The 26,193-nt window shown below is 37.5% G+C and carries 18 protein-coding genes; 11 read left to right on the top strand and 7 right to left on the bottom strand.

What is annotated here, in order from left to right; genetic code table 11:
• Positions 1–69 precede the first annotated feature (69 nt).
• The 7 genes from QMO11_RS14555 to QMO11_RS14585 all read left to right on the top strand — a co-directional run bounded on the left by QMO11_RS14555 (position 70) and on the right by QMO11_RS14585 (position 15,803).
• Entirely contained in the window at positions 70–573 is a 504-nt protein-coding gene (locus QMO11_RS14555) for a hypothetical protein (protein ID WP_282037958.1), read from the top strand.
• A gap of 18 nt (positions 574–591) precedes the next feature.
• Positions 592–4,521: a DUF3859 domain-containing protein gene (locus tag QMO11_RS14560; RefSeq protein ID WP_282037959.1), complete on the top strand. Its 3,930-nt coding sequence runs from the start codon at positions 592–594 to the stop codon at positions 4,519–4,521.
• A gap of 28 nt (positions 4,522–4,549) precedes the next feature.
• Positions 4,550–8,167, top strand: a complete 3,618-nt coding sequence (locus tag QMO11_RS14565; protein WP_282037960.1) for a DUF4132 domain-containing protein — start codon at positions 4,550–4,552, stop codon at positions 8,165–8,167.
• Between the two features lie 45 nt (positions 8,168–8,212).
• Positions 8,213–12,034, top strand: coding sequence for a hypothetical protein (locus QMO11_RS14570; protein WP_282037961.1), 3,822 nt, complete (start codon positions 8,213–8,215; stop codon positions 12,032–12,034).
• A 19-nt stretch (positions 12,035–12,053) separates the two neighbouring features.
• Positions 12,054–12,569 (top strand): hypothetical protein, encoded by a 516-nt coding sequence (locus tag QMO11_RS14575; RefSeq protein ID WP_282037962.1) that lies wholly within the window; start codon positions 12,054–12,056, stop codon positions 12,567–12,569.
• Between the two features lie 465 nt (positions 12,570–13,034).
• Entirely contained in the window at positions 13,035–13,520 is a 486-nt protein-coding gene (locus QMO11_RS14580; protein WP_282037963.1) for a hypothetical protein, read from the top strand.
• A gap of 1,113 nt (positions 13,521–14,633) precedes the next feature.
• Positions 14,634–15,803, top strand: coding sequence for an MFS transporter (locus QMO11_RS14585; protein WP_282037964.1), 1,170 nt, complete (start codon positions 14,634–14,636; stop codon positions 15,801–15,803).
• A 126-nt stretch (positions 15,804–15,929) separates the two neighbouring features.
• Here QMO11_RS14585 and QMO11_RS14590 read toward each other — a convergent pair whose 3' ends face one another.
• The 3 genes from QMO11_RS14590 to QMO11_RS14600 all read right to left on the bottom strand — a co-directional run bounded on the left by QMO11_RS14590 (position 15,930) and on the right by QMO11_RS14600 (position 19,537).
• On the bottom strand, positions 15,930–16,793 hold the full coding sequence (locus QMO11_RS14590; protein WP_282037965.1) for a hypothetical protein: 864 nt from the start codon (positions 16,791–16,793) through the stop codon (positions 15,930–15,932).
• Positions 16,794–16,850: 57 nt separating this feature from the next.
• Positions 16,851–17,243 carry a hypothetical protein gene (locus QMO11_RS14595; protein ID WP_282037966.1) on the bottom strand — a complete coding sequence of 131 codons (393 nt, stop codon included), beginning with the start codon at positions 17,241–17,243 and terminating at the stop codon, positions 16,851–16,853.
• A 149-nt stretch (positions 17,244–17,392) separates the two neighbouring features.
• A complete protein-coding gene (locus tag QMO11_RS14600) occupies positions 17,393–19,537 on the bottom strand; it encodes a biotin/lipoyl-containing protein (RefSeq protein ID WP_282037967.1) in 2,145 nt (714 codons plus the stop codon).
• 555 nt (positions 19,538–20,092) lie between these two features.
• Here QMO11_RS14600 and QMO11_RS14605 point away from each other — a divergent pair.
• On the top strand, positions 20,093–20,887 hold the full coding sequence (locus QMO11_RS14605) for a hypothetical protein (RefSeq protein WP_282037968.1): 795 nt from the start codon (positions 20,093–20,095) through the stop codon (positions 20,885–20,887).
• A gap of 46 nt (positions 20,888–20,933) precedes the next feature.
• On the opposite strand, the gene QMO11_RS14610 is transcribed toward QMO11_RS14605, so the two are convergent.
• The 4 genes from QMO11_RS14610 to QMO11_RS14625 all read right to left on the bottom strand — a co-directional run bounded on the left by QMO11_RS14610 (position 20,934) and on the right by QMO11_RS14625 (position 24,191).
• Positions 20,934–21,500 (bottom strand): hypothetical protein, encoded by a 567-nt coding sequence (locus tag QMO11_RS14610; RefSeq protein ID WP_075604017.1) that lies wholly within the window; start codon positions 21,498–21,500, stop codon positions 20,934–20,936.
• Between the two features lie 133 nt (positions 21,501–21,633).
• The gene (locus QMO11_RS14615) at positions 21,634–22,242 is read right to left on the bottom strand and encodes a hypothetical protein (RefSeq protein ID WP_282037969.1); all 609 of its coding nucleotides are present in this window, start codon (positions 22,240–22,242) and stop codon (positions 21,634–21,636) included.
• Positions 22,243–22,315: 73 nt separating this feature from the next.
• Positions 22,316–22,798: a hypothetical protein gene (locus tag QMO11_RS14620; protein WP_075604019.1), complete on the bottom strand. Its 483-nt coding sequence runs from the start codon at positions 22,796–22,798 to the stop codon at positions 22,316–22,318.
• A 118-nt stretch (positions 22,799–22,916) separates the two neighbouring features.
• Positions 22,917–24,191: a replication-associated recombination protein A gene (locus QMO11_RS14625; protein ID WP_075604020.1), complete on the bottom strand. Its 1,275-nt coding sequence runs from the start codon at positions 24,189–24,191 to the stop codon at positions 22,917–22,919.
• Between the two features lie 41 nt (positions 24,192–24,232).
• On the opposite strand from QMO11_RS14625, the gene QMO11_RS14630 reads away from it, so the two are divergent.
• The 3 genes from QMO11_RS14630 to QMO11_RS14640 all read left to right on the top strand — a co-directional run bounded on the left by QMO11_RS14630 (position 24,233) and on the right by QMO11_RS14640 (position 25,923).
• Positions 24,233–24,403 carry a hypothetical protein gene (locus QMO11_RS14630; RefSeq protein WP_282037970.1) on the top strand — a complete coding sequence of 57 codons (171 nt, stop codon included), beginning with the start codon at positions 24,233–24,235 and terminating at the stop codon, positions 24,401–24,403.
• 35 nt (positions 24,404–24,438) lie between these two features.
• Positions 24,439–25,029: a peptide-methionine (S)-S-oxide reductase MsrA gene (gene msrA, locus QMO11_RS14635; protein ID WP_282037971.1), complete on the top strand. Its 591-nt coding sequence runs from the start codon at positions 24,439–24,441 to the stop codon at positions 25,027–25,029.
• A gap of 687 nt (positions 25,030–25,716) precedes the next feature.
• Positions 25,717–25,923 carry a hypothetical protein gene (locus QMO11_RS14640; RefSeq protein ID WP_282037972.1) on the top strand — a complete coding sequence of 69 codons (207 nt, stop codon included), beginning with the start codon at positions 25,717–25,719 and terminating at the stop codon, positions 25,921–25,923.
• Positions 25,924–26,193 lie beyond the last annotated feature (270 nt).

Here is a 26,193-nt window from a genome sequence, read left to right on the forward strand (position 1 = left end):
CGTTTTATACCTTACAAATAGTTAATGCGAATGATTACTGGGGTTGTACAAAATTTGTTCATTAAATAAATGATAGAAATAAAAATCAGTAAACCTCTTTGGTGGAAGGCATTATGCCTATTGGCTTATCTTCTCTTTCTTACAAGTTTTATTGTTTCTCTCTCGAAGAAGCAAGACATAGGAGACCGCATCGTGATTCCCGCAATCTTTATATATGTAACGTATCTACTTTATAAACTCCTCTTTTCAGGGCCTATCATCCAGATTACCGCCGACCAACTTGTGATTAATGGAAAGCCTCACCCCTGGAAAGGCATTGAGAAAGCTTATGCCGTACCGCATAAAGGAGGCTGTCAGATTCATATTATCCTTATGAAAGGATATAGAAAGACTTTTAATAAAGGAAAGTGGAGTTTCAGGGTCAAGCTAAAAGAGGTGATGTATGCATCAGATATAACTCTGGTTCCAAAGCGTGGAGTCAAAAGGGTTATCAAAGTGGCTAATCTGATTGATGCAATGGCGCGAGCAAAGAGAGACAGTGAGAAGCGTAAACAACTAATGTCAAAATATTAACACATAGAATTTAACACTATGGCATACGAAGAGTACGATGCAAAACAGATAATCCCTTATACTTTGGGGAATGTAGAGTCAATGCGTAAGGCATTAACAGAGTATGGTGAATTGATTGAATCTGGTAGAGGATTTGAAGATCGCTACTGTGTGGTTCAGTTTAAACCGGATGTGGAGGAAATCAAGCTATCCAATTTTGAAGATAATCAGGCAATAGTCAATTTTGCTACCAACAATATTATTGAAAGTTCTGACGATAGATCGTCTGTGAACTTAATTGATAGCTGCCTAACTGAGACACTTTTCTTTATGTGTGCAATGATGCACGAAGAGCTACGACCAAATGTAAAGTCAGCCTGTGAATCGATTGTCTCCTACGCAAGAAAGATTAACGACTCCTCAGAAATGTGGATCACTTGTGAGCAGCCATTTGGTGAGGAGCCACTGCTTTTGTGTGCAACGGTTTGCCCTGAATATGGATATCTGTTAGCTGGTTTTTATGTGGCGTATTGGGATGATGAACACATGCCCGAATCATTACAGACTCTCTCTTATTGGGCGTCTGGCAGAGGAGTAAATGCAGATACTATTAAAGCATTTTGTTATTGCGACAATAGCTCCGCTCGTTCTTATATGCTAGGTTATGATCAGATGAATAGTGACGAAGTGTCAATTGGGAGCGATTTCGATTTGATCTCTCACTTTAGGAATAAACCTGACGACTATCAGCTATTTAAGGATATTATGCTTGAGCGATTCCAGCAGCAATCATACCTACAGGAGCATGATGATGATGAGCGATATTATAATCTGAATCCTATTCAGAGCTGGGTTCTGGATATGATGTTTGTCCATCACCCTTATGATATTTGGGATGATGGTTTCGATAAAGACAATTATCTAACTCAGACTTTTGTGTCTACTTCGGCAGAGCAAGAGATCGATGCAATTAACCTTTATATAAGTGGGAGATTAGGCAGACCGATTGTCCCTTCTTTTATAGAGTGGCAGAAGTTAAAGCTAGAGTCACAGCAGGCGGCTAAAAGTGAAACTGTAGTTTTGTCTTCAGCATCCCTTTTGAACGACTGGAAAGAGCTTATTACACTGAATATTACTCCCCGCAGAGTAGCTGCTAATGCTTGGGATTATATAGAAACAGGCGAGAAGTCATACATACTAGATAAGTTTACTCCCGTCGATGAATTGGAGGAATTTGAGAGTCTCCACAATTCACTAGCTGACGATATAGAAAAGAATGTCTACTCGGTAGAGGATTTTGCCCTTGAGATGCATCAGCCACTTCAGCTCTTATTTCAAGCGGTTCTGAATAGAGAAGAGCTTAGTGAGGACGATAACAAGGCCACTCTTCTTCGTTTAATGGATGTCATTCATTTGTTAACTCTCGATACTGTCAGGAATTCGAATGTAAAGAATCTGCTTGTTGAGAAATTTGCTCTTTGTAATGAGGATGAGTACAATTCGCGCTATCGCATCGACTGGTATAAGACTTTGGAAAAACATATCAAAGAGTTCGACGATTATTCGGACTATGCCGAGCGAAAGGACTTAGATGCCTGTTATCAGATCATCAATGAGAATCGAGGCGAGGCTTTGGATACTCTAAATTCGAAGCTATTTGTTGTGCCCGACCACAATGCGGGGTTTAATATTGAATCTTTAAAAGACTATGGAACTGTGCAGGCATTGGTTGTGGCAGCTATGGTTATCTCGAAAGATCGAGAAAGAAATGTATGCGATGACATTACGAGCGCTGCAAGGCATTTTATCGAACAGCATGCTACTAAGACAATCCTTGATAATATGTTTCAATACACTTCGTTACCTGACTGTGGAATGGAGACAATTATTGTAGAGAATAGATCTACACATATTCAACAGGCAGAAATCGAGGAGGCAAAGGAACTTCTGATCTTCAAGAACCAAATAAGGAGCTATTTCATAACCGGTAGAATTAACGAGGAGACCTCAGAACATCTGAGTACTATTGAGACTCGAAAGATTCTTGAGCGTTACTTGAAATATAATTACGAGGATATATCGATACATCAGAAGAGTATCAATTGGTTTAGTGGGAGCAACGATGATTTTCAGAAGTTGATGTATGTCGCTTATGCATCGTGCTCGACTGATGATATTGATAACATTGATGCCCTTAAGCGAATCCTGCGCATGGCATTTACTTTGGCTCCTATTCGTACAACGCACTGCCTGAGTAAAGCTTTCAAATTGCATCCTTACCGAACAGACGCGTATGGACAGATGGAAGAGATGCTTAATAAGTTCCGCTCCTATGGGCTATGCGATGCTGGCTATTGGGGGTATATTATGGGTGAATTGTCAGGTCGTAATCGTGGAGAGGAAGAAGCTTATAAAGCAATATTGGCGGAGCTAACCCTTAATCACAGAACCAACCCATCTCTATTTATATCGGGTGCTTACAATAGAGAGCTGAGTGGCCTAAAGGATGGGATAGAGATGTTGAGAGATCGCAATCAACTAACTATCGTAGACGATATAGCCAAATATTATCCCGATAATGATGTTACCAAGATTTACGATTCGTTGCTTGTTCGTACCATTCAAAAGCTTCTTGTTTATAAAGACACACTGCTTGATCTGCCTAAATATTTTGCCAATCGATTAAGAAACGAAGGTCACTATTGCGAACTAATCGAGTGGAGCGACTGGCATAAGCACAAGGAGCTTCTCAATACGGTGATGAACGAAGTTTCAGTAAGTAAACCTTCAGAGTTAAGCAAAGATGAAGCTTATCAGACTATACTTGATTCTGATAAGTGGAAGTATATAGTATTGCAGAAGCAAGGTGACAAATTGGTTCTTGTGTATGGCGACGAGACTTTAGCCTTAGTTCAAAGAGGATTAACTGCAGACAGAATTAATGTAGCCCAGTTGCATTGTATCTTGATTGATTCCTCGGCTCCGCAAGCCAATTACGACGAGCTGATTGCATGGTCGAACATCGATCATCGTGAGTTTTGGACAGATAAGATTGTACAATATATAAGCGCACAGTCCTCTATTACCGAGGTTGAGAATATTATCAGAGGTGGGATTCGTCCTTATATCTTTGAGAATAATTCAAGCTTAAACGATATCTCATTGCCTAGCATTATCCATAAGGTAAGTGAACCAGTGCGCCAGTTCACCCTTCGACTTTTGGGGATGATCTCCTATGAAGCCCTAGGAAGCGCTTTCAATAAAATAGATGGCAATACACTTGATACACTAATAAAACATAGGGTTGATAGTCGAAATGTCTTTAATCTATTGGTCAAAGAGAAACAGCATCTACTGATACCAAACTTAGCGATTAAGGTAGATATCACTCCGTTTGTGAATGACGCCAGAATCTCAACCAAAATAGCAGTATTGCCACTTCTTGCACATTTAGCACCTTACCATCCACTTATCATTAGCCTTGAGGATGATAAATCGATGAAGTTGAAGGAGTGTGTCAAGAATTTGATTACGCTTCATAATATTAAGTCTGCCCAACCATCTACATTCAAGGTGGTTGACTATGGTCTTTACTCAATGGAAGGTAATACTGATCCAGAGAGTGGGTCCTCGCGTAAAACGGCAAGAGAACCTCACTGTATAAATCAGACCAATCAATTTAAAGGAGAGGTGGGAAGCTACTTTGGCTTACGATTCACAACTGTCGATCCACAGAATGCTCCGCAGATATCTCAACACACTGTCACAGTAAAACACCCTACACGAAATGGCTCAGGAGAGATTGTTCAGGCACAATCGCAATGGGATCAGAATGGTTATAGCCGTTCAAATATCTTCATGGGATGGTATTTCGATCCTGCAGAAGAGTTAATTCCTGGGAAATACCACATGGCTGCTCACGACACAGATGGAGTTATGCTTGCGGAGATGGAGTTTGAGGTACAATAGATATTAAATAACATAAATCAAATACCAAATGATAGATTACGATAAACTGGTTGCTCCAATTATTGAGGATAATCTCGATGAAGGAGGAGAGGAGAATGCGAAGGCCATTGTTGCTTACTACAAGGGCGAGCTGAGCGAAAAAGAGTTGGACGAGGAGTTGGAGAAGCGGGATTACCTGCCGCAGTGGTCGCAAAAAGGTAAGAGTGATATGGTTATCTTCCTAGAGGAGATGGATCAGCAGATTTGCGAGCAGGGTACCGATGGCATAGACATGGAGGCTCTACAGCGAATTTATTCGTTCCATGCAAAGCATGCTAGACATAGCATTATCAAGCATATTACTGGGTTTTCTTCTAATGGACTAGTTCAATATATGAAGGAGTTCTCTAATGGAATGGAACAGATGTATGATATAATGTTTGATTACATTTATAAAGAGGAGCATGATTGGGAATTTGAGCCTTCAAAGTTTATACCTGAGTTTAAAGATTTAAGTCTTGCTAAGCAGTTAATACTGAACACTCCTAGGCTTAAGCCAAACGAAAAGTGGTATGGTTTGAATAACTATGATGCACTCCTGAAGATCTCGGAGATTGGAAGGGCTTTAAAAAATGAGGAATTTGATAAGCTAAACGAGATGTTTGTCGACACTGTTTTGGAGCTGTGTGATGATTACTGTAAAGAGAGTTATTTGAGGAAAGATATTCCTCCCAAAGGGCCAAGTACTGTGAATCTGAGGTATCGCCTTAGCATGTCGGATGACGAGAAAAATACGATGAGCGATCTATTGTGTGGTAAAATATCAGTAGAAGATGCATACCAATCTTTGATTCAGACACTCCATTCCACAACATGTACCACGTATGGTGATACTAAATATACATTTTTCGATGTGGATTCGGACGTAAAATCATTGGTGTCATTGACCGAATATACAGACCTTGCTAAGCATTCACCTGCTTCGGCGAATCTAAATGCGCTCTTCAAAAAATTCAATCCTTATTATTTAGCCACGGAGGTAGTTCGTAGAGAGCTTCAAAGTGAAGATTGGTGTAACCTGCGACCTTATGTTGAATTTGTCGAAAAGTATCCTGTCATTTTAGAGCAGAGTTCAGATAGAGACAACATGGTAGAGGCTGTGTTTATGTATGCTATTCATCATTTAGAGTGTTTTGGCGCTGAACCAAATCATATGCGCATCATCCAATATCTAATAGATTGTCATGGTGAGGAGTATATTGTTCGTATAGTCGACAAGATTCATTCAGCCGAATTAGCAAATAGAGCCTATGCTGCTTTGCGTCTAATAGTGAAAAGTTCGCTTGTAGAAGATATTGTAGACAAACAAGATGAAGCTTATATAAAAACATTCGCGGAGTGCAATGCAATAAATGAAGAGAGCCAAGCTGCTATTGAAAACTACCTTAGGGGTACACGTGATGAGAATATTGATATAAACAACTTACTTGTTGAACCTTCTAAGATTACAGAGATATATCAAAAGCTGCTTACCAGTAGTACTTTTGCGAATTATTTCGAATTAATAGCTAAAACAGGCGATAGAGGGCTAATTGCTTCGCGAATTAAAGCTTCACAAGAGAAATACCTTCCATCGAATCAATACCATAAAGTACTGGAGCTTTTCTTAGAGAAAGGACTCGATCTTGCACCAGCTTTTGATGTATTGTGCATACCTGAGCTAAAGAATAAGGAAGAGCACGAGAGATGTTATGAAGGAATTACTCTTCTTCATAACAGAGGCGTTAACTGCTTTGAAATAGTAAAAACGTTTCATGCCGATTGTAAAATTAAACTACTTACAGGGCTAGCCAAAGCATCGTCTCCAATTCGAGATCTAGATTCTATTATAGAGTGGTTTGGAGCAAAAGAGAAGGGCGTACAGCAGCAACTACAACTGTTTGTTCGCAATGCTAAAAACAACACGTCCGAAGAGGATCGGATTCAATTTATTGAAGCTTTAAGCAATGCCACTATTAAAGCTAAACGCGCAAAAGAGCAAGGTTTAGTGCAGGCAATTATTCACTTTAAGCCTAGTCGCGAACAGTTGGATAAGATATTTAAATCGTTAACTGAAGCAGCATCGCGCGAGTTAGTACTTGATTATTTAGATATCTCAATTGTAGAGATGGAAGGTGAAGGTTTCAACATCGATAGCTATCTTAATGATGTTCACAATGCGAAGACCAAGTTTGCTGCCGGAATATTTGATATTGAACTACCGCAACGTAAAGATGGGGCAGATGCTCGTTTGGCTACAGAAGTATTGCTACAATCTTATATGGCCTGTCGTGAGGATCGTCTGAACAAAGAGGGGATTCTTATTGCAGAATATCTTGACCAGGATAGCTTGGCAAAATTTACTGCAGCGCTTTATAAGTTGTGGATGATAAAGAAAGATGCCAAGCTAAAATGGATGATGGTTCCAGCAATGATCCATGGCGATGGAGAGATAGTTGGCCAGATTATTAAAGATATCATTGAATTTGCGGATAATAAACGTGGGAAGCTAGCATCATTTATGGCCATGTCTGCCTCATTGAGAGGTGACCGTCAGATCTTAATGGGGGTAGACAAAATACGTCGAACCACAAAGTACAAATCTTTGCGCCATTCGGCTATCGAAGCGCTTGAGTTGGCAGCACGCGAGCGTAAGATTTCGCGTTATGAGCTAAATGACACGCTAACATGCGATCATGGGTTTGAGAATGGACCTGCTACGCTGGAACATGGAGACGAAACATTGAAATTTCACCTTCAGCCAGACTTCACCCTTACTATTGAACGACCTGATGGTAAGCTTATCAAATCGATTCCAAAGGCAGATGACGCTGCGACTTTAAAGCAGAGCAAAACATTCTTTAGCGAACTGAAGAAGACCATAAAAGAGGAGGTTACAGTACAGACCTCTAATTTAGAAGAGGCTTATTGTAAGTTCAGACTGTGGGATGGTGCCTATTTTCAACAGTATATCGAGAAGAATCTTTTTGTACGTCAATTGGCGCAAACATTGGTATGGGGAGTTTACTCCGACTATCTTCTTAAGGATACTTTTTACATTAACGATGGCTTTAAGACCATTGACGATGAAGAATTCGTGATTCCAGAAGATGCTCGAATTGCTATTGTACACCCTGTCGATTTCGACCAAGCTGCCAATGCACAATGGCAAGCAAAATTGAATGGCCTAAATGTAACGCAGGTATTCGATCAGTTAGAACGCGAGATTATTACAATCGATAATCCAGACGATTTTCAAATAACCTATCCATTCTCACGTAAATCTCCATCAACCGTCATAGAGCGCCTGCGCAAGAAAGGATGGAACATGGGGTCAGTACGTGATGGTGGATCTTTTCATGAGTTTTATACCGAGATTCCAGAGTTAAACCTTGAAGTCGAAATGACATTCGACGACTATGCTTACCTCTCAGAATATGGTTACGAAATCGATACGGATGATGGTTTGGCCGGAGTGAAAATGGTAGAGTTTTACAAGCCAGGAAGCGTCGAACGTGGCAGTTATATATACGATGAAATTAAAGAGGAGAACACTTACCGCCCGTCGGAGCTGATACCTCGTGTGGTGAATGAAATGATGGCTACAATTAAGAGAGCTTTCGAGTAAGAGTGAATAAACCGAATAAAAACAAACAACATAATTTTTTTAAGAATGAATAAATATGATAAAACACACATCATTTACCTGAAGGTTGGTGATGTGGATACTATAAGAGTAGCTTTAAAGCAGTACCAAACACTGCTTAACTCGCGTGAAGTGATCTGTGTTACGGAGGGGATTTGGGATGTGATATTTGTGGATAACTCAGGCGAGAAACCGCGTCATTTGAATATTTCTGATACCAAGAATATTGAGCTTCTTAGAGAGGCGATGTCTATCACTTCAGAGAAAGCATGCTGTATGACCCCAGAGTTTGTTGCTGAGGAAGATACATTTGAAAGCATCTCAGAGCCAATTCTATTCGCAATGGCTTTGGAGTATCCTGAATTGAAAGAGGAGTTGGTTACAACAGCTAAAGCAATTGTTGCATGTAGTCGCCACTACAATAGTGTCAGTAATCTGTGGACTGATGATTTGGATATCTATGGAGCTGATGCTTTATACATGTTGGCGCGAACCGACTTGAATTACGCTTATCTGTTATCCTTATTCTTTACCCGTTGTTGGGATGGTGAGCAAGATCCAGAATACAGCGGACTGCTGTTCGATTTGGTTAAGCGAAATGGGTGGTGTCGCGAACTAATAAAGGCTTATATATATTGCGATAGCGCCACTTTCCGTATGGGAATGTTTAGAGTAACTTCTTACGGAAGGAATGCTGAAGAGGATAGTATCTCACTTGGTGATTATTTAAAAGCCAATCCTGACGAGTACAGCTATTTTAAGCAGACTATCAAAGAGCGATTTGAAGATGAACCGATGCTCTATTGGTCTAATTGGGGTGGAGATGAAACGGAGCCTATATTAGAGATTTACAAGGGACTTGGCGATTTCGAAAACAGCCATGATAAGAATGAAGAGCCACTACAACTTCACTTCATTGAAGATACTTTGGAGAACGAGGCGATGGACCTTCAGAAAAAACTGGAGGCAGAGCTTGATACTCCATTGATAAGCTTATCTGCAACTGGTTTAAAGCAACAAGAGGTAAAAAAGTATACCAATAATGATAACCGCTATTATGGTGATGGCGTTATGGAGATACGTGAGTTTATTCTTGCACTCGATAATGGCGATCAATTGTGGGAATATGTGGAGACTGGCAATCAAAAGGATTCTTTGGGTGCTCTTGAGGAGATTGATGTGTTAGGGTTTGCACAGAAGCATAGCCCGAAATTCTATCACAGAACCAATTCCCGCCTAATGGGTAAATATGGTAATGCTAAAATCTTAGAGTGGATGCATTATTGTTCCAATGATATTCAAATAGACCTGATTAGATGTGACAATGAAACATTCTCTGTACCTAATATTCCTCAGGCCTTTAATCCACCACTGGCAGAACGTAAAACGGTTCGCTTAAATCAAGCACTTCGTATGTTTGATATTCTTTTTATCCTTCTTGGTAAGCAGACCTTCAGTGCCAAAATGTGTAAGGTATTCACTGACAAAGAAGGTTCGTTGATTAATCAGAAAGAATTCTATAAAAGATACAGTGTTCAAGAAGAGGTGATCAAAGAGTATGGCATGTCGCAAAGGCAGCTTAATCTCTTGAAGGACATAATTCAAGATCTTGGATCAAGTGGGTATATGTTTCCCAGATTCAGAGATATTTTCAAAGACCTGATTTCAATAGTTAGTGAAGCTCCTGCTGCTGGTAGACCCTCAATGTGGGGAGTCAGCAGTTCTGCAACAATGCTAATGGCGGTCGTTATTCTTAATAATGATCAAGAGCAGGGCACAAGCAGTGAGTATACTAATGACCTTTATGATTATATTACTGAACGATCATGGAAGGCCGCTTTTAATGGGCTTGCTAGGCAAGATGAGTTTTCCGATCCGGTTGATGCAACACTCTTTGCCACTGTTGAAAATTATATTTGCAATCCTGGCGAACCCTCAAGCTCGAAAAAAGAAATTGTCGAGATTTTGAATCAGATAATGCCTTTGGATGAAGTTACAAGATATAGATATGATTACACTTTCCCAAAATTTTCTGAAAAGCAGAAGAGTTATTCAGCACTTTGTCCATATGTTGGTACTGTAGCGCTTGTGACTATCTTTAGTTTCTTTGCTCAAAAATTACCTCAATACAACGACCCTCGGGCGCAACGTTTTTGGGATTTGATAGTAGCTCTTGCCCCACATTGGGCCATTAGTATTGTAACTAAAGCATTGATTGGAGATTCACATAATTATAAGTTCAAAGATCATACTGACCAAGAAAACTATTTCCAGTCAATTATGGACTCTGGAGTTGATGCACATCTACTGCTTGGATATCAGTTATCGAGGTTTCAGGGGAAATTTACCTACAATAAAATAAACAATGTAGATGAATATCTGCAATGGCTTCAAGCCTTCTCAATTGTGAATAATAGTAGCGAAGGAGATCCAATGGCAATGATGTATAAAGAACGTGTTGATGCACTTAAACGGGGTTTACCTTACCTTGATGATAGTAATCGTATTCGTTTTTATCACGACTTGGCAATGTTCAATCCTACAAATGTTTTTGATCATGATGATGAGTTGGAGCGCTGCCTGCGTTATTTTGTATGCTACTTTAAAGCGTATAAAGCTACCAGCGGATTGGAAGAGCTAAGTGTTCAGATGATGAAATATATTAAAGGTGAGGTTTCTTATACTGATATTGAGCCTCAATTCTCTTCATTAATAAGTGAAGACTTAGAGTCATGTTTCCCTGAATGGAGCATGATGTCCCTTGCTCAGTTTTTTATGGCAATGGATAAAGAACGACAAGATCGCCTTTTGATTCTACTGCTGAATCATACTGCTAAAGGTTATGCGGTGATCTCCGATGTGATTGGAATGGCTTATCAGGATGATTTGATTAGAGAAGGTGAACTTAAGTTAATATCTCGACTAGAAAATCCTTTAACTAATAAGAAATCTGAAGCGTATTGTAAAGCGCAGGCTGCATTCATACAACGCGTTGAGGGGCTTGGTGTTAATCAGGTGTTCCTTGTAAGGTTTTGTATAAACAGTGCAACTCAGGCCGATGCCGACTACTTGGCTAAGCTGTCGCGCCGAGGACAACTCTCATCTATAATAGATAAACTAAACTTTGACGCTCGTGAGAATCTTATTAACCTCTGGGAGAATCAGTCAGGGAAAGCGAAACTGTTGGAGTCATTCTTAAATGATCCGTCTCGTTTGATAAGAGATCGCGCGGCCCAGATCTTGGAAGAGATAAGTGTTGAGATTGATGAGGAGGAGCCAACAGGTTCTCATATTGTCGATTACGGCAACAATACAGATGCCGAAGAAACAAGCACTGTAGTTTTAGAAAATGCCTCAAGTGCTGCTTTCCTCAGTAGTTACGATAGTTCAGGTGGTAAGTATTTCTTATTGAAGCCGACTATTGATGATTTAGGAATCGACTGTTCACAAGGCGAAGAGCACCTAGAGAGTTCAAGTGTTGTCTCTCTTCTAAATCCAGTGGAGTTTGATGCATACGGATATACTCATGATAAGCTAACTGATTACATCGGTGCTGATTATACTTTAGTAAGCCCAGGTTTGGCTGCGATACTGGCTCAGGTGCGTGCATTAGGATGTCACTTTATCCCTGCCGTGGTAAATACATCTGACGATAAGTCGGAACGATACTATGCACTGAAAGCCCCACTATTTGCAGAGGATACTGCACATGTTGAACTGCCACTTCAGAGTCGTCTCCTATTCCTTACAGGGGATAGCAATAAGGCAATTGTATGTCATCATACTGCGATTGATATTATTAAAGAGAATATGGGAGAGTTGTCAGGATTTACTATCGAAGAGGTTTAATAGAATTTACAGAAGAAGAATGAGCAATAGAATATGGAAGAGTTGTCAGGATTTGCTATCAAAAAGGTTTAATAAGACTGACATAAGCAGAACGAACAATAGGAGATTGATAAAGATTACTGCCCATAATTGGGAGAACTATTTTGCAGATGCCACAAGGCGTGCACTTAGGTGCGAACCAGAGTTGTTAATCGACCATACCCCAGCAATAAATCTATACTTGTTTGATTATGGCCGAACAAGTAAGTATATCCATTACTTTGTGGGGTGCGAACTAAGGCCTGCTGAAGTAGAGACAAGAGCTAACAGTATGGTTAGCAATGTGCGACATGTACATATTAACCATGCACTGCCTGCAGATACCAGAGCGATAGATGAGAATTTGTTTGAGTTCCACAATCACTCTGATCTAGATGAGGTCCACCTCTTCTATGCCCCATCCGATATTTATAGTTTCTATATTTCAGAGGAAGCCATAAAAGGGATGCGCCTAAGCAAGGACTCTATGGATGATATGGAGTGTAGAGGGATATAGATTGTCTCTAAAATAACCATGTCCGATTGATGTGCGAATATCAGTCGGACAGAGTTATTAAATGAATAATATGAACAGAAGTATAATGAATAAAATACTTGGAGCAGTAGTTATGATTTGCTGTTTGACATTTTGTAAAAAACAGTGACGCAAATCCGTTGCAAAGTTGCAGGAAGCTTGCATCAGCGATGCAAATCTGTTGCACGACTGTAGGAAGGTTGCATCAGTGATGCAAAGCTGTTGCACGGCTGCAGGAAGCTTGCATCAAATAAGACCCAAAGCGCCTCCCAAATGAGAAACAAGCCCCACATCACTCTTATTTTTAAAGCACTTAAAGCACTTAAAGCACTTAAAGGGTTAAGCGTTAACAAACGTTAATGGAATGTTTATATATTTAGTTTTTATTAAATATATCACGTACTAGTGGGATATTTATAAGTTGCAACCAATACAAAGACGTAAAAAATGAAACCAATTATTATAATCGCATTTATTATCTCGACATCAAGTATTTTCAGCCAAGAAATTGTTAGTGATTCTGTCATCGGGAATGAAAGCAAATTTTATCTTACAGTAGGACAAAAGTTACCAAAGACGTGTTTTTTTAAAGACACTAATTTTGATTCTCTAAGTCTGCATACAGACACCTTAATTTTGTTAAAGCAAATGCAAAATGAAAAATCGGCAAGACTTAAGTTGCTTAATGAAAGTGAGTTTCAGATTGTTTACGACTTAAGATATGATACTATTCAAAGTGATGACACAACTGCTGGCTATTATTCAGAGAATATAGTTTTAAACTCTAAAAAAATTGAAGGAGAGTATTGCGTAATGTGTTTGCAATCATCAACTAATGGCGTTGATAGTGAAGTGATTGAAATGTCTCTAGAGCTAAGTTTGAAAAGTAAAGAGTTATTTATTTATGAAAGGACTATATCATTAAGGAAATAAAGTACTAGTGGCAATAAATAGGAATATGGGCAGTCAGCAAGACCCAGCGATTATTCGCGGTTGAACTAATACCCGTTTTTGATACCACCCAAGTATTCTAACCGGGTTTTAAAGTTCTTTATTGGATTTTAGGATTCGTGTTTATTGTATAATTTTCAGATGTACTTTAGCTTTTATAACTACACGCTTATCCATCATTCAATAATCCATTTGGTTTAATTTTACGTGAAACTACATGCCACTCGGCGTAGGATTGTACGCCACTCGACGTAGGATTGTACGTCACTTGGCGTGAAATCTCACGCAGCCCTTGCGTAATAATTCACGTAAGGGCTGCGTGAGATTTCACGCAAGTAATACCTAATAATTATCTGTATGCTTAGTATATTTTACAAGGGTATTTTACTTAAAAATTAAGTCTGTGTAAATTTCCACACGGGGCCTGTTGAAAAATGCACAGCCCCGTGTGGAAAAACTCACACGAGGCTGTGGAAATATTCACACGAGGCTGTTGAATTTTCCACACACCCTCTACTAATTGTTTGCGGTGCAAATCAATATGCTGTTTTAGTTCTTAAACTTGCATAGCATCAAGGCTTCCTGCTCCCTTGTTGCGTATCACTTTTTTGCAAGCTATTCTTAAGTTTGCAGCGTGTAGTGCTCGTTCAATTAAATTACTAGTGCCTCGTTTTTGCCGTTTAGTTTCCTTCTCTGCATGGGTCATCGCAAACCACGATATTTTTGCAGTCGCAAAAAGTACCACTTGCTAACGGTTCAAAGCGTTAGCTCCGCTCGTGAAGGGACTTTATTCACATAAGTGATTAGTGTTAATGATTTTCAATTCACCCTCGGGATATTATAAATGCACATGCACCATTAGGTATATTGATAAAAACTTGTATTTTTAAACTTTTTCAACAACTTCGGGTGCAGCGCACGGCAGCACATGCAGGGCACATACAAAAAATAAAGGCATAGGCTGTGAGTAAAATTTAGGACGTTTAGTTCTTTCAATAAAATCGCCGGAACTTTTGGTGTTTTTGTTGGTTTGTTTTATCAAATTGCTTACATCTTCAACCAGTCAATCATAAATGCAATGAAATAATATTATTTGTGAAACAGTCTAGGTTAATACTTCCGATAATTGTAATTTCTCAATTCTGTTGCACATCACTCTGGTTTGCAGGCAATGGTGTGATGGGCGATATGATGGTAGATTTTAAGCTTAAGGAAAGTGCTTTAGGGCATTTAACCTCAGCTGTACAATTCGGTTTTATTTTAGGTACACTAATCTTCGCTATTTTAGCTATTGCTGATCGATTTTCACCATCAAAAGTATTTTTAACGTGTGCATTGCTCGGCTCCCTATTTAATATGGGGGTAATATGGGAAGAGAATAGCTTATCAAGTATTCTTTCACTTCGTTTTATTACAGGTTTCTTTTTAGCTGGTATATACCCAGTTGGGATGAAAATTGCAGCAGACCATTATGAAAAAGGCTTAGGTAAATCATTAGGTTTCCTAGTTGGAGCTTTGGTGCTTGGCACTGCATTTCCGCATTTAGCAAAAGAACTAACCACAGCTTTTCCATGGAAATATGTAATCGCTTTAACTTCATTTCTTGGGGTATTAGGAGGTTTATTGATGTTTATTATGGTGCCTGATGGTCCTTACCGAAAACCCGCAAACAAGCTAGAACTATCAGCTTCTTATAATGTATTTCGAAATCATAAATTTCGTTCTGCGGCTTTTGGTTATTTTGGTCACATGTGGGAGTTATATGCCTTTTGGGCATTTGTACCAATTATGCTAAAGACTTATGGTGCAAAACATCCTGAAGCTGCACTTAATATTCCAATATGGTCTTTCTTAATTATTGGAATTGGTGGATTGGCCTGTGTACTCGGTGGGTATCTCTCACAAAAATTAGGAACTAAACAAATCGCATTTATAGCACTGCTCTTATCTTGCGGATGCTGCCTTATTTCTCCCTTGATGTTCTTTACTGAATCTGAAAGTCTTTTTATTACTTTTCTTCTTTTTTGGGGAATGGTGGTTGTTGCAGACTCACCTCTTTTCTCAACGCTAGTTGCTCAAAATGCCTCAGTGAAACTGAAAGGGACTGCACTTACCATTGTAAATTGTATCGGTTTCTCAATATCTATAGTTAGTATCCAGCTTCTGAATGTTTTACAAACAACAATGAATCCTATAAATATTTATCCAGTATTAGCTTTGGGACCAATATTAGGTTTGGTAGTATTGTATGAAAAAAAGAAATAGCATTTAACTATGTTAGGTGCAGTTTAGGCAAAACCTTACTGTTGATATTAAGGCAGACTGTATGTTAGCCTGAGTTCAATATAGGATTTGAACAAGCAATCTTAAATTGAACTCAAGCCATTTTGATTAATTTGTAATATATCTATCCCAAAACTTAGCATTATCATCCGCCAACTCGCCAATGTTAAAAATCCACCAATTTTCAACGCAGTCTGAATAATCTACTCCATTATGGTGTATGTACGACCATTCTTCCGGAAATCCATCAGGAAACATTTCAGTAATTATTCTATCAGCTTCAATCCATAAAGCCCCTGCCTTTTTGTTAGCAGATGATTTAGCCAACTCTATCCACTTGCTATCCTTGCTTCGGTACTCAGGAGTAGAGTAGGAGCCTCGATCACCCCAATCAGCATCAGGAGCAGCATTGCCATCATCTAGTGCAAAATAGCTAGTTTTGCTTTTTACGTAGGCCAAGTCGGTAGAGTCTGTTTTATCTTCGTTCCAATTACTATGCTGAGCAACTATAACATTTGATTTTATGATATCCTCAGGAAATAAAGTGAGTAGTTCCTTAATCCAATCTGCAGTTATATTCGATTGTCCGGCTTCTTGCACCCAAACTTTCCCACCTTTTTTTAATATGGGAGCTACTTTATTGGTGATTTTCTGCACAGAGCCTTCCCAATCTGTATGAGCATCGGTCCATTTTTTGCCAAAAGCCATATTAAATAGCTCTTCCGAATCGATATACTTCCCATTCTGAATTCCAACAGCACCAGCAACGGCATAATAATTCACTCCTTTTAGATCTTTATGCAATAGCATGCAACCTAAAGCAGCCTGAGCATGTATATCATCCGGATCTGGTTTACTATCGAATTGAGCAATCAGAATATCCTTCTTTTTATTAAAAAATGGTCGAGAATAGCCGCTTGCTATTACTAGGTTAATAATAACAACAGCAGCAATAAATCTTTTACTTATCATAGGTCGTATTTTAATGGAAGTTGTAAATATCCTTTCTTGGCTTCTTTTGAACTGTGCTTATATGGCGTCTCTTTCTGCTTCTACAATATTCTGGAAGGTTGGCAAATTCTCAGTAACGCTGGCTGCTCCCTTTTTATTAATCTTAAAAAGAAGATCTTTTGTAGTAGTAAATACAATAAGCGAAGTAAATGGATTGCGCAAGTGCGATTGTAATATAGCCTTAGCTTCTTCCAAAGTCATTTCAGTTTCTTTGTCCTCCATTTCTCTTAACCTATAGCGGTACTTAAGAAGCACTCTAAAACTACTTTCAGAATAAACAGGTCTGACAAAAATATTTTTTAAATCGGGCTTACCAATGGTTTTAGCCATAGTTAATTTGGCAAAGGTTCCCTCTTCTACACTTTCTTTTACTTGTTCCCACAGCTGAACAAATGCTTCTTGATATGGCATAAACTAGCGATTAATTTTGATGTTTATTAATAATGCGAAAATAATACAAAATTAGACACATTAATAGAACGTTTGAGTGAATTTGGAGAATAAAAAAAGCCTTTGCAAAATAAATTGCAAAGGCTATATATTCGAATGTTATATTCTACTTATTGTACTAAGTCAAATACTTTTTGATCAGCAGCAACAGTGTCGCCAACTTCAACAAAAATTTCGTTTACTGTACCAGCAAAGCTAGATGTAATGCTATTCTCCATTTTCATGGCTTCAAGAGTAATAACTACTTGATTCTTAGTAACAGCATCGCCAACGTTAACTGCAATGTCAAGAATTTTTCCTGGCATTGGAACAGTAACTGCTTTGGTAGGACCAGTAGCAGCTTTAGGTGCAGCACCATTAGCTTTAGGAGCAGCAGCCGCAGCAGGAGCTTCAGCAACAATATCCATAATAGCATCACCAGCAGCTAATGTATCGCCTTCTTCAGCCATTAGGGTGTTCACATACCCTGCATAATCAGAAGCAATGTTATTCTCCATTTTCATAGCCTCAAGAACAGCAACAGTTTGTCCTTTTTCTACTTTATCACCTGGTTGTACTTCATAACGGAATACTTTACCTGGCATTGGAGCAGTAACTTTTTTACCAGTTGCTTTTTTAGCAGCCTTAGGAGCAGCGGCAGCAGCTTCTGTTTTAGGAGCAGCAGCTTGTTTAGCTTCCCATGCAGCTTTTTTAACACCTTTAAGGTATCCTTTAGCAACCATTGGGAAAAGCTCTAATAATAAAACTTCTTCTTCAGTTTCTGCTAATTTAACACCACCACAGTCTTCTAATACTGGATTTGGTTGTTTTTTATATGTAGAAATATCAAAATCTCTTTGATCTCTGTGTCCACAAATCTTCTCACGGAAGTCTTCTTTCACAGGGATTGGCGTTTCACCATACTCACCTTTTACAAGGCTAATAAATTGGTTAGAAACGTTTGTGTACATTGGAGATCCTTTTTTAAGGTCCATTGCACAGTTAACCGCTTGCGCACCTACAATTTGAGAAGTTGGTGTTACCAATGGAGGTAAACCAGCATCCATACGTACTGTAGGAATTAATTTCATGGCATCCTCTAAAATATCTTCAGACTGAAGCGCTTTTAATTGAGCCACCATGTTAGTATACATACCGCCTGGGATCTCAGCATCTTTAACCAAGTTATTTGGTTTTGGGAAGTTGAAGTAATCTTCAATTGCATGACAAGCAGTTAATAAAGCATCGTCATCACCAGCTTTAACAGCAGCAATAGCTTTATCGAATTCTGCATCAATATTAGCAGGTACAGTATCAGTTAATGGGTTAAACGGATTCGGGAATTGTTTTACACCATCAACATCATGTAATTCTTTACGAATCTCAAGAAGTTGCTCGTTAATTTTTGCTACAGCTTCCATATTGATATCCATCTCAATACCTAATTTCTTAGTGAAAAGATAGATTAACTCAATTGCAGGAGCAGCAGGACCACCAGCAAAGTTCCATATGTTAGTATCAACCACATCGGCACCAGCCATAACTGAAGCTAAAACAGCCGCTAAACCATAACCTGGAGTACAGTGTGTATGGAAATCAACAGGAACCTTAACTGCTTTTTTAAAGTCAGAAACTAAAGAGTAAACGCGTTTTGGTGGAATAAGACCAGACATATCTTTAATAGTAATCATGTCGGCTCCTAAACCTTCTAATTGTTTTGCTTTATTGATGAAATACTCATCAGTAAATACATCCTCTTGACCTTTTTCGCGAGCACCGAATAAACCAGCTAATCCTTTTTTCTTAGGAGGAGTAGGGTACGCAGGGTCAATAGTATAACAAACAGCACAGTCGGCCATACCGCCATGTTGTTTTACATATTTGATTGTCGATTTTACGTTATTGATATCATTTAAGGCATCAAAAATACGCATGATTCCTAAACCTGAATCAATTGCATTTTTACAAAAACCATCGATAATTTCGTTGGTATAAGGAGTGTATCCAAAAAGGTTACGACCTCTTGATAATGCAGTTAGTTTACTTACATCACCCACTGTCTTCTTAATAGTTTGAAGACGAGTCCATGGGTTCTCGTTTAAGTAACGCATTACTGAGTCGGGTACAGCACCACCCCATACTTCCATTGCATAAAAATTGGCATCTTTATACATTGGTAGCACTCTATCAATTTGTTCTTGGCGCATACGTGTTGCGAAAAGCGACTGTTGCCCATCTCTTAAAGTAAGATCGCGAATCAATAATTTTTTTGACATGTTCTCTTGGTTTGCTACGTTATAAAATATTTCTTTTTCTTGGTTACAAAAATAGAATTTTGTTTTAATAATAATAGCCTTAGAAGTAATGTTTATAGGTATTCTACAACATGAATTTTTTTATAAAGAAAAATTTCTTTAATATTACACTGCCTATGAATATATAGGCCCGAAATGAGCCTTTTTTGTGATATATATCGTGTTTTTAGACTCATTTAAAGAAATAATTCTTCAATTTTCCATTTGGCTAAATATCATCTAGTCGAAATTCTTCAAAATTAACATACTTTAAGGGTGTAATAGATTCACTTAGTTTATCGAAATTGTGTTGAGTTATGTGCAGGCTTGTAATTTTGTAGGATATTATGCTGTTTTTATCAAATGAAGATTTTATAGTGAGGTGTATTGTCTCAAATTCCACTGCTTCAATAAATGTTTTTCATAAGTTTTTTTATAAACCATTTGCAATATTGTGTGTTTGTAAATTATTAACCAATAAGCCATTGTTTTTTTAGATAAGGAATGAACCGTATTTATTATAAATAACACTAAACTATGAACAGACGAAGAACGATTTTGTACTCAATATTATTAGTAGCTTCGGGTATTATGCAAGCACAAGATAAAAGTGATGGAGAACTCGCAAAAGCTACACAAAACCCTTTGGCAGCAATGATTAGTTTGCCTTTTCAGAACAATACAAGTTATAATATTGGCCCACATAAACGGGCGCAGAATATCCTGAATATACAGCCAGTAATTCCTGCAAGTATAAGTGAAAAATATAATCTCATCAATCGCGTTATAGCGCCAATTATTACACAACCATCTTCATTTGAGGATAATAGTACTTCTGGTTTAGGAGATATTAATTATACCGCATGGGTATCTCCTAAAAAGGCTGGTAAAATAATTCCGGGTATTGGACCTGTTTTTCAGTTGCCAACTGCTAGTTCAAAAAGTTTGGGAAGTAAAGAATTCGGTATTGGCCCCTCAATTGTTGCCTTATCTATGATTGATAAATGGGTAGGGGGAATTGTAGTGAATAATATTTGGACCTTCGGAGATGTGAGTGAAAATAAGTTTCTATTTCAATATTTTGTAAACTATAATTTACCTAAAGCTTGGTATCTAGTTAGCGGACCTATCATTACTGCAAATTGGAATGCTACAGAAAGTAATAAGTGGATTGTTCCATTTGGTGGAGGAGCAGGCAAGGTGTTTAGAATAGGGAAGCAACCTATCAATATAAATGCGCATTTATATTATAACGCAGTTAGACCTGATGGTTGGGCGAAGGTTCAGTCTCGACTACAAGTTCAATTCTTATTTCCAACAAAGAAAAGTTAGTGATTATAAAAATTGAGGAAACCTAGTATAAGGTTTCCTCATAATATTATTCAAAGTTTACTGAATCAGAAATCGGAAATTGTAAGTTATATCCTTTGGGTATGGTTATATTTCCATCGCCAGACAAAATACTAACAGCACCCATTGTAGCAGCACCTCTTCCGGCACCTGTGCCTTTATTAAAAGCTGCTCCTGTAGCTGCTCCCACACCAACATTTCGCGCAGTTTTCTTTCCTTGAGCTTCTCCTTTAACACTTAAAGCTTCTGTTTGTATGGCTACATATTTATCGCCTTTCTGTATTTTTGTTAATACCATCACAATTTCTGCCTGACCGGCTACTCTTCCTGCTGTTTTAACAGAGATAACTTTACCCATTACTTTAGTGCCTGCAGGAATTAGTATTTTATCTACACTTAAAACATCTAAATCGATGACTCCTCCAAATTGAAATTCAGGTTGAACTGCTTTTGAGGCAATTGATCGATCAACATTGATTGAAATATTTGTGCCTTTGGGAATGGTACATGTTTCATCAGCTTTTAGTGGTGATGAAATTAATAAGCCTATTATAAGAGATAGGTTTAAGATAAATGGTTTACTTAGAATTTTCATGACTAATATATTTACGTTTCTATTTTTATGACCATTCAAAATTGACCATATTTCAGCAATAGATTTAATCCAATACGACTTATGATTAGCCTAAATGGTTAAATCTATTACTACGTAAATATTGTATTTGGTATTATAGTCGGAATATTATCCCACCGCCAATATCGCCTTGTATAAATGAGGATCCTGCACTAAAGCCTGCACCAGAACCACCAGAACCTGCAGTAAAGCCAAAACCTCCCCATTGTATAGGTACATACATATGAGCATGTAATTTAATTCCAATATGGTCGGATAGGAATAGTTTAACACCTCCTTGAAGGGTAAATGCAAACTTTAATTCTGATGAGTATGAGATGCCTGTAACATTACTAGGACTAAAATTAGCAGCTCCTACGCCCAAGCCAGCATAGGGTACTATATGTTCCTTAGCAATTATGTTTTTGGTTCCAACAAGTTGATACCAATCATTATTAACATCTCCGGTTCCAATTTTTTGGCCTCTGTAATCGTGCGTAAATGTTGTTGATTGTCGTATGTATTCGAAACCTATGCCAACGCCGTTAGGTAAAATATAGTTAGCTGAAATACCATAATTATCGCTATCGGTAAATTTAATTTGTTCAGAACCATAGTTGATTTTACCACCAAAGTGATATGCATAACTAGGAGCAATCTCAAAAGACTGAGCTTTAGTGTTAAATGCCATTATAATTAAAAGAAAAAAGATAATTTTTTTCATAAACAAGTGTTTTTATATAAAAATGCCCCTTTCAGTTATTGAAAGAGGCATCATATAATATTATGTAATATGATTATTTAATATGATCCTCATTTATATAAGGAAGACTTTCAACTATCATAATGTTTAATAAGCTTTCGAAATAATTTTCTAATTGATAGAATTGGCTTGCTGTTTTAAGGCCAACAGACTTAGATATTTTTTTGAAATATGACTTCTGAAGTTTATCCATCTTATCACGAGTTTTCATGCTCGAACTCATCGCTGCTTTCAACTCTTCATCAGTAATGTTGTCATGAGACTCAACGTACTGATATAATAAGCTTATCCATTGTTTTCCAATTTCCGTTCTTTGTAGCTCGTAGGCATCATATAAAGTCCAAAAAGCCTCGGTTTTTGAATCTTCAATTTTAAGAAAGTTTTGTAAAACAGCTTTCTTTTCCATTCCATAAATGGATTGGTATAATTCGATTTCAGCTTTATCAAAAGTTGATTGAGCGAAGTTAACTCCTGCAGCACCGATAAGAAAAAGTGCAATAAATAATAATTTTTTCATCTGTTATGGTTTATTGTTTATTCTGACTTGTTACTAATCTCAATAGTAAATAATAGTTTGTAATTAATTCCTTTGTTAAAGGATTATGTTGGCATTTTGTTTAACAGTTGTGTGAATTTTAGTAACGTTTAGGCCATAATCTTTTCAAACGGTCTAATACTTTAACCTCTTGAGGGTTGTTTTGAGGTGTGTATAATTGTTTGTTTTTTAGTTCTATAGGTAGAAATTCTTGTTCTATAAAGTTGTTTTTCCCATCGTGAGAATATTTGTAATCTTTTCCGTAACCAAATTGCTTCATTAATTTGGTAGCAGCATTTCTGAGTGCTAAGGGTACAGGTAAATTGCCCGTTTGTTTTACCAATACCTGAGCATCTTTAATTGCCTTATAGGCAGAGTTGCTTTTGGGGCTTGTTGCCAGATATATAGTTACTTCAGAAAGAATTATTCTACCTTCGGGCCAACCTACTTTGTTAATGGCATCAAAACTCTGGTTTGCTAAAAGAAGTGCATTCGGGTTTGCTAAACCAATATCTTCGGCAGCAGAAATCACCAATCTGCGTGCAATAAATTTAGGGTCTTCACCTCCTTCTACCATTCGTGCTAACCAATATACAGCCGCATCCGGATCACTCCCTCTAATACTTTTAATAAAGGCTGAAATAATATCGTAATGCAACTCTCCATTTTTATCATAAGCAGCAGGGTTTTGTTGTAGATTTTTGGTTACCTTTTCGTTGGTTATGGTAATGTTAGTTTCAGTATCGGCATTAACTACAAGTTCTATAATATTCAGTAGTTTACGTGCATCGCCTCCTGAAAAGCGAAATAAGGCATCTTCCTCCTCAACTGAAATGTTTTTATTTTTTAGCAGCTCATCAGTATCTAAAACTTTATTAAGTAGCTTTTGTAAATCCTCTTTACTTAAATGTTCGAGGGTATAAACCTGGCAACGCGATAAAAGCGGGTTAATTACTTCAAAAGAAGGGTTTTCAGTTGTGGCTCCAATTAGAGTGAAAATACCTTGCTCAACAGCACCGAGTAAGGAATCTTGTTGCGATTTGCTAAAGCGATGTATCTCATCAATAAATAGGATGGGGTTTGGACTATTAAAGAATTTGGCTTTTTTGGCTTTTTCTATTACCTCTCTAACATCCTTAACACCAGAATTGATTGCAGATAACTCGTAGAACGGTCTGTTTAATTGGTTGGCAATTATTTTGGCTAAGGTTGTTTTTCCTACTCCTGGAGGACCCCATAATATGATTGATGAGAATACTCCAGACTCAATCATTTTTCGGAGTACTGCATTTTTACCCACAAGATGTTGCTGGCCTATGTATTGCTCTAAAGTTTTTGGTCTTTGGCGTTCTGCTAATGGGGGGTATCCGTTCATAAGTAAAATTTTCAGCTACAAATTTACAAATTCAGCTGAGAATGTATTCATATAATTTTATTATCAATGCTCAATCCATAAAGCCCTTATTGGTATTAGATTACCATACAGAGTTCAATGATTGGAAGAAATTAGATGAACCTAAAGTGTTTTTAGTTGGTTTAGATAACAAGTTATTTAAAGTTGTGTGTGATATTATGAATAGTCAATAAGCGTAAACAACTTTGATATATAAATGTAATGTGTTATGAAGAAACTTATATTTGCAGTAATATTATTTGTTAGTATACATATGGAAGGAAAAAATATAGAAAAAGCTACATTAGGAGCAGGTTGTTTCTGGTGTGTAGAGGCCGTTTTTGATCAACTTGAGGGTGTGATTAGTGTAGAATCGGGTTATATGGGAGGTGCTTCAAAGAACCCTACTTATAAGGAGGTTTGTACTGGAGAAACAGGGCATGCCGAGGTAGCTCAAATTACTTATGATGCGGATGTAATTAGTTTTGGAGATATTCTGGCGGTATTTTGGACGGTTCATGATCCTACTTCCTTAAACAGACAAGGTGGTGATGTTGGAACGCAATATAGGTCAGTTATTTTTTATCATTCAGATTCACAAAAAAATATAGCCAAGGAGCAAATTAAGATAGTTGATGCCGAAAAGTTATACGATAAACCTATCGTTACAGAAGTGTCTGCAGCCGAAGCTTTTTATATAGCTGAAAATTATCATCAGGAATATTACGAAAATAATAAGAATGAATCGTATTGTCAGTTTGTGGTTAGACCAAAAGTAGAGAAGTTCCAGAAAATGTTTAAAGATCAATTGAAGAAGTAAGAAAATATTGCTGTTTAGTTTTTGGATACCAGAATTGGTTGAGTCGTACTAAATAGATTAAAAGTAAATGATATAAATAGGAAGGAGCTGTAAGGCTCCTTTTTTTATAGAAGTTGTGTGGAATATCACTAAAAATAAAGCTATTACACTTGAAATTCTCAGGCAGCATTAAAAAGCTACATATTATAGTTGAGAACTATGTATTAAGTTAGAGGAGGTTACTATTATATGATTTGCTGTTGAATAATGATCACCATGTTATTTTCTGACGAAGGCGCATTTCCATAATCATAAGCAAAGTAAAACACATTTTTATTTTGCTACTCCAAGTATATGATAGCAATATTTTGATAACGAAATTTTTCCTTGTTTACAGGTATTATTAAAGTTACTGTTAGAGCGTAATGTTTATTAATGAATCTTTAGGGCTATAATGTAATCGTAATTTGATTGTGTTAAGTATTCCTAAATAACTTATTGTATTATTTTATTCCTCTCAGCCAATATTTGGTTTTTTATGGTATGTGCAGAAATTAATATGGTTTTGGAAAAAAACTGTTTCTGCTCTTTAACTAAAATAAATACATTAAAATATGCCTTGGTAATTATTGGGCGAATTTTAAATGAAATTATATTTTGGATGCTTGATGCCGTTCTGCTCTATTATAGGTCAAATTTGCGCTTAAAATGCATAAGATGTTTGGGGCTTTTGAAATTGAGCTTTGGTGTTTGGTGCCTTTCGGTTTGAGTCTGAGTCGTACCTGGGTTGTGGCACGTTCGGATCTGCCTCGGGTGTATAGGGCCAATAAACACCCAATAAACACCCGAAGCGGACCCAATGATGCCCCAACTGAGGTACGACCAAGCCCCAACGCCATATCGAACAGAAAATAGAGTTCATCCAAGTACATAAAAATAGGAGCCAAAGAAGCTAATTTTTATACCCAAAGAATAAGATCCGATTAAATGGGTAAATAAGGTAATAATTGTAATGTTTAATACGCCAAATTGTAAATAGTTTATAATCAATGGCTAATTATAGATTATGTACAGTGTGGTACCATGAATAAATTATATGATCTATATAATTAACGTGAGTTCGATCTAAGCAGCCTTATTAATATGGTCATTATCTATGATGTCTATATTTAAAGAGGGTTTCTT

This window comes from Saccharicrinis aurantiacus, from assembly GCF_947489045.1.
Taxonomy (GTDB): Bacteria; Bacteroidota; Bacteroidia; order Bacteroidales; family Marinilabiliaceae; genus Saccharicrinis; species Saccharicrinis aurantiacus.

Bases quoted from the DNA above. Each gene is read 5' to 3' on its own strand.
- QMO11_RS14590 (WP_282037965.1), bottom strand. From the start codon at position 16,793: ATGATAAGTAAAAGATTTATTGCTGCTGTTGTTATTATTAACCTAGTA.
- QMO11_RS14560 (WP_282037959.1), top strand. From the start codon at position 592: ATGGCATACGAAGAGTACGATGCAAAACAGATAATCCCTTATACTTTG.
- QMO11_RS14595 (WP_282037966.1), bottom strand. From the start codon at position 17,243: ATGCCATATCAAGAAGCATTTGTTCAGCTGTGGGAACAAGTAAAAGAA.
- QMO11_RS14575 (WP_282037962.1), top strand. From the start codon at position 12,054: ATGAGCAATAGAATATGGAAGAGTTGTCAGGATTTGCTATCAAAAAGG.
- QMO11_RS14600 (WP_282037967.1), bottom strand. From the start codon at position 19,537: ATGTCAAAAAAATTATTGATTCGCGATCTTACTTTAAGAGATGGGCAA.
- QMO11_RS14555 (WP_282037958.1), top strand. From the start codon at position 70: ATGATAGAAATAAAAATCAGTAAACCTCTTTGGTGGAAGGCATTATGC.
- QMO11_RS14580 (WP_282037963.1), top strand. From the start codon at position 13,035: ATGAAACCAATTATTATAATCGCATTTATTATCTCGACATCAAGTATT.
- QMO11_RS14625 (WP_075604020.1), bottom strand. From the start codon at position 24,191: ATGAACGGATACCCCCCATTAGCAGAACGCCAAAGACCAAAAACTTTA.
- QMO11_RS14615 (WP_282037969.1), bottom strand. From the start codon at position 22,242: ATGAAAAAAATTATCTTTTTTCTTTTAATTATAATGGCATTTAACACT.
- QMO11_RS14610 (WP_075604017.1), bottom strand. From the start codon at position 21,500: ATGAAAATTCTAAGTAAACCATTTATCTTAAACCTATCTCTTATAATA.
- QMO11_RS14640 (WP_282037972.1), top strand. From the start codon at position 25,717: ATGCATAAGATGTTTGGGGCTTTTGAAATTGAGCTTTGGTGTTTGGTG.
- QMO11_RS14565 (WP_282037960.1), top strand. From the start codon at position 4,550: ATGATAGATTACGATAAACTGGTTGCTCCAATTATTGAGGATAATCTC.
- QMO11_RS14620 (WP_075604019.1), bottom strand. From the start codon at position 22,798: ATGAAAAAATTATTATTTATTGCACTTTTTCTTATCGGTGCTGCAGGA.
- QMO11_RS14570 (WP_282037961.1), top strand. From the start codon at position 8,213: ATGAATAAATATGATAAAACACACATCATTTACCTGAAGGTTGGTGAT.
- QMO11_RS14630 (WP_282037970.1), top strand. From the start codon at position 24,233: ATGTATTCATATAATTTTATTATCAATGCTCAATCCATAAAGCCCTTA.
- msrA (WP_282037971.1), top strand. From the start codon at position 24,439: ATGAAGAAACTTATATTTGCAGTAATATTATTTGTTAGTATACATATG.
- QMO11_RS14605 (WP_282037968.1), top strand. From the start codon at position 20,093: ATGAACAGACGAAGAACGATTTTGTACTCAATATTATTAGTAGCTTCG.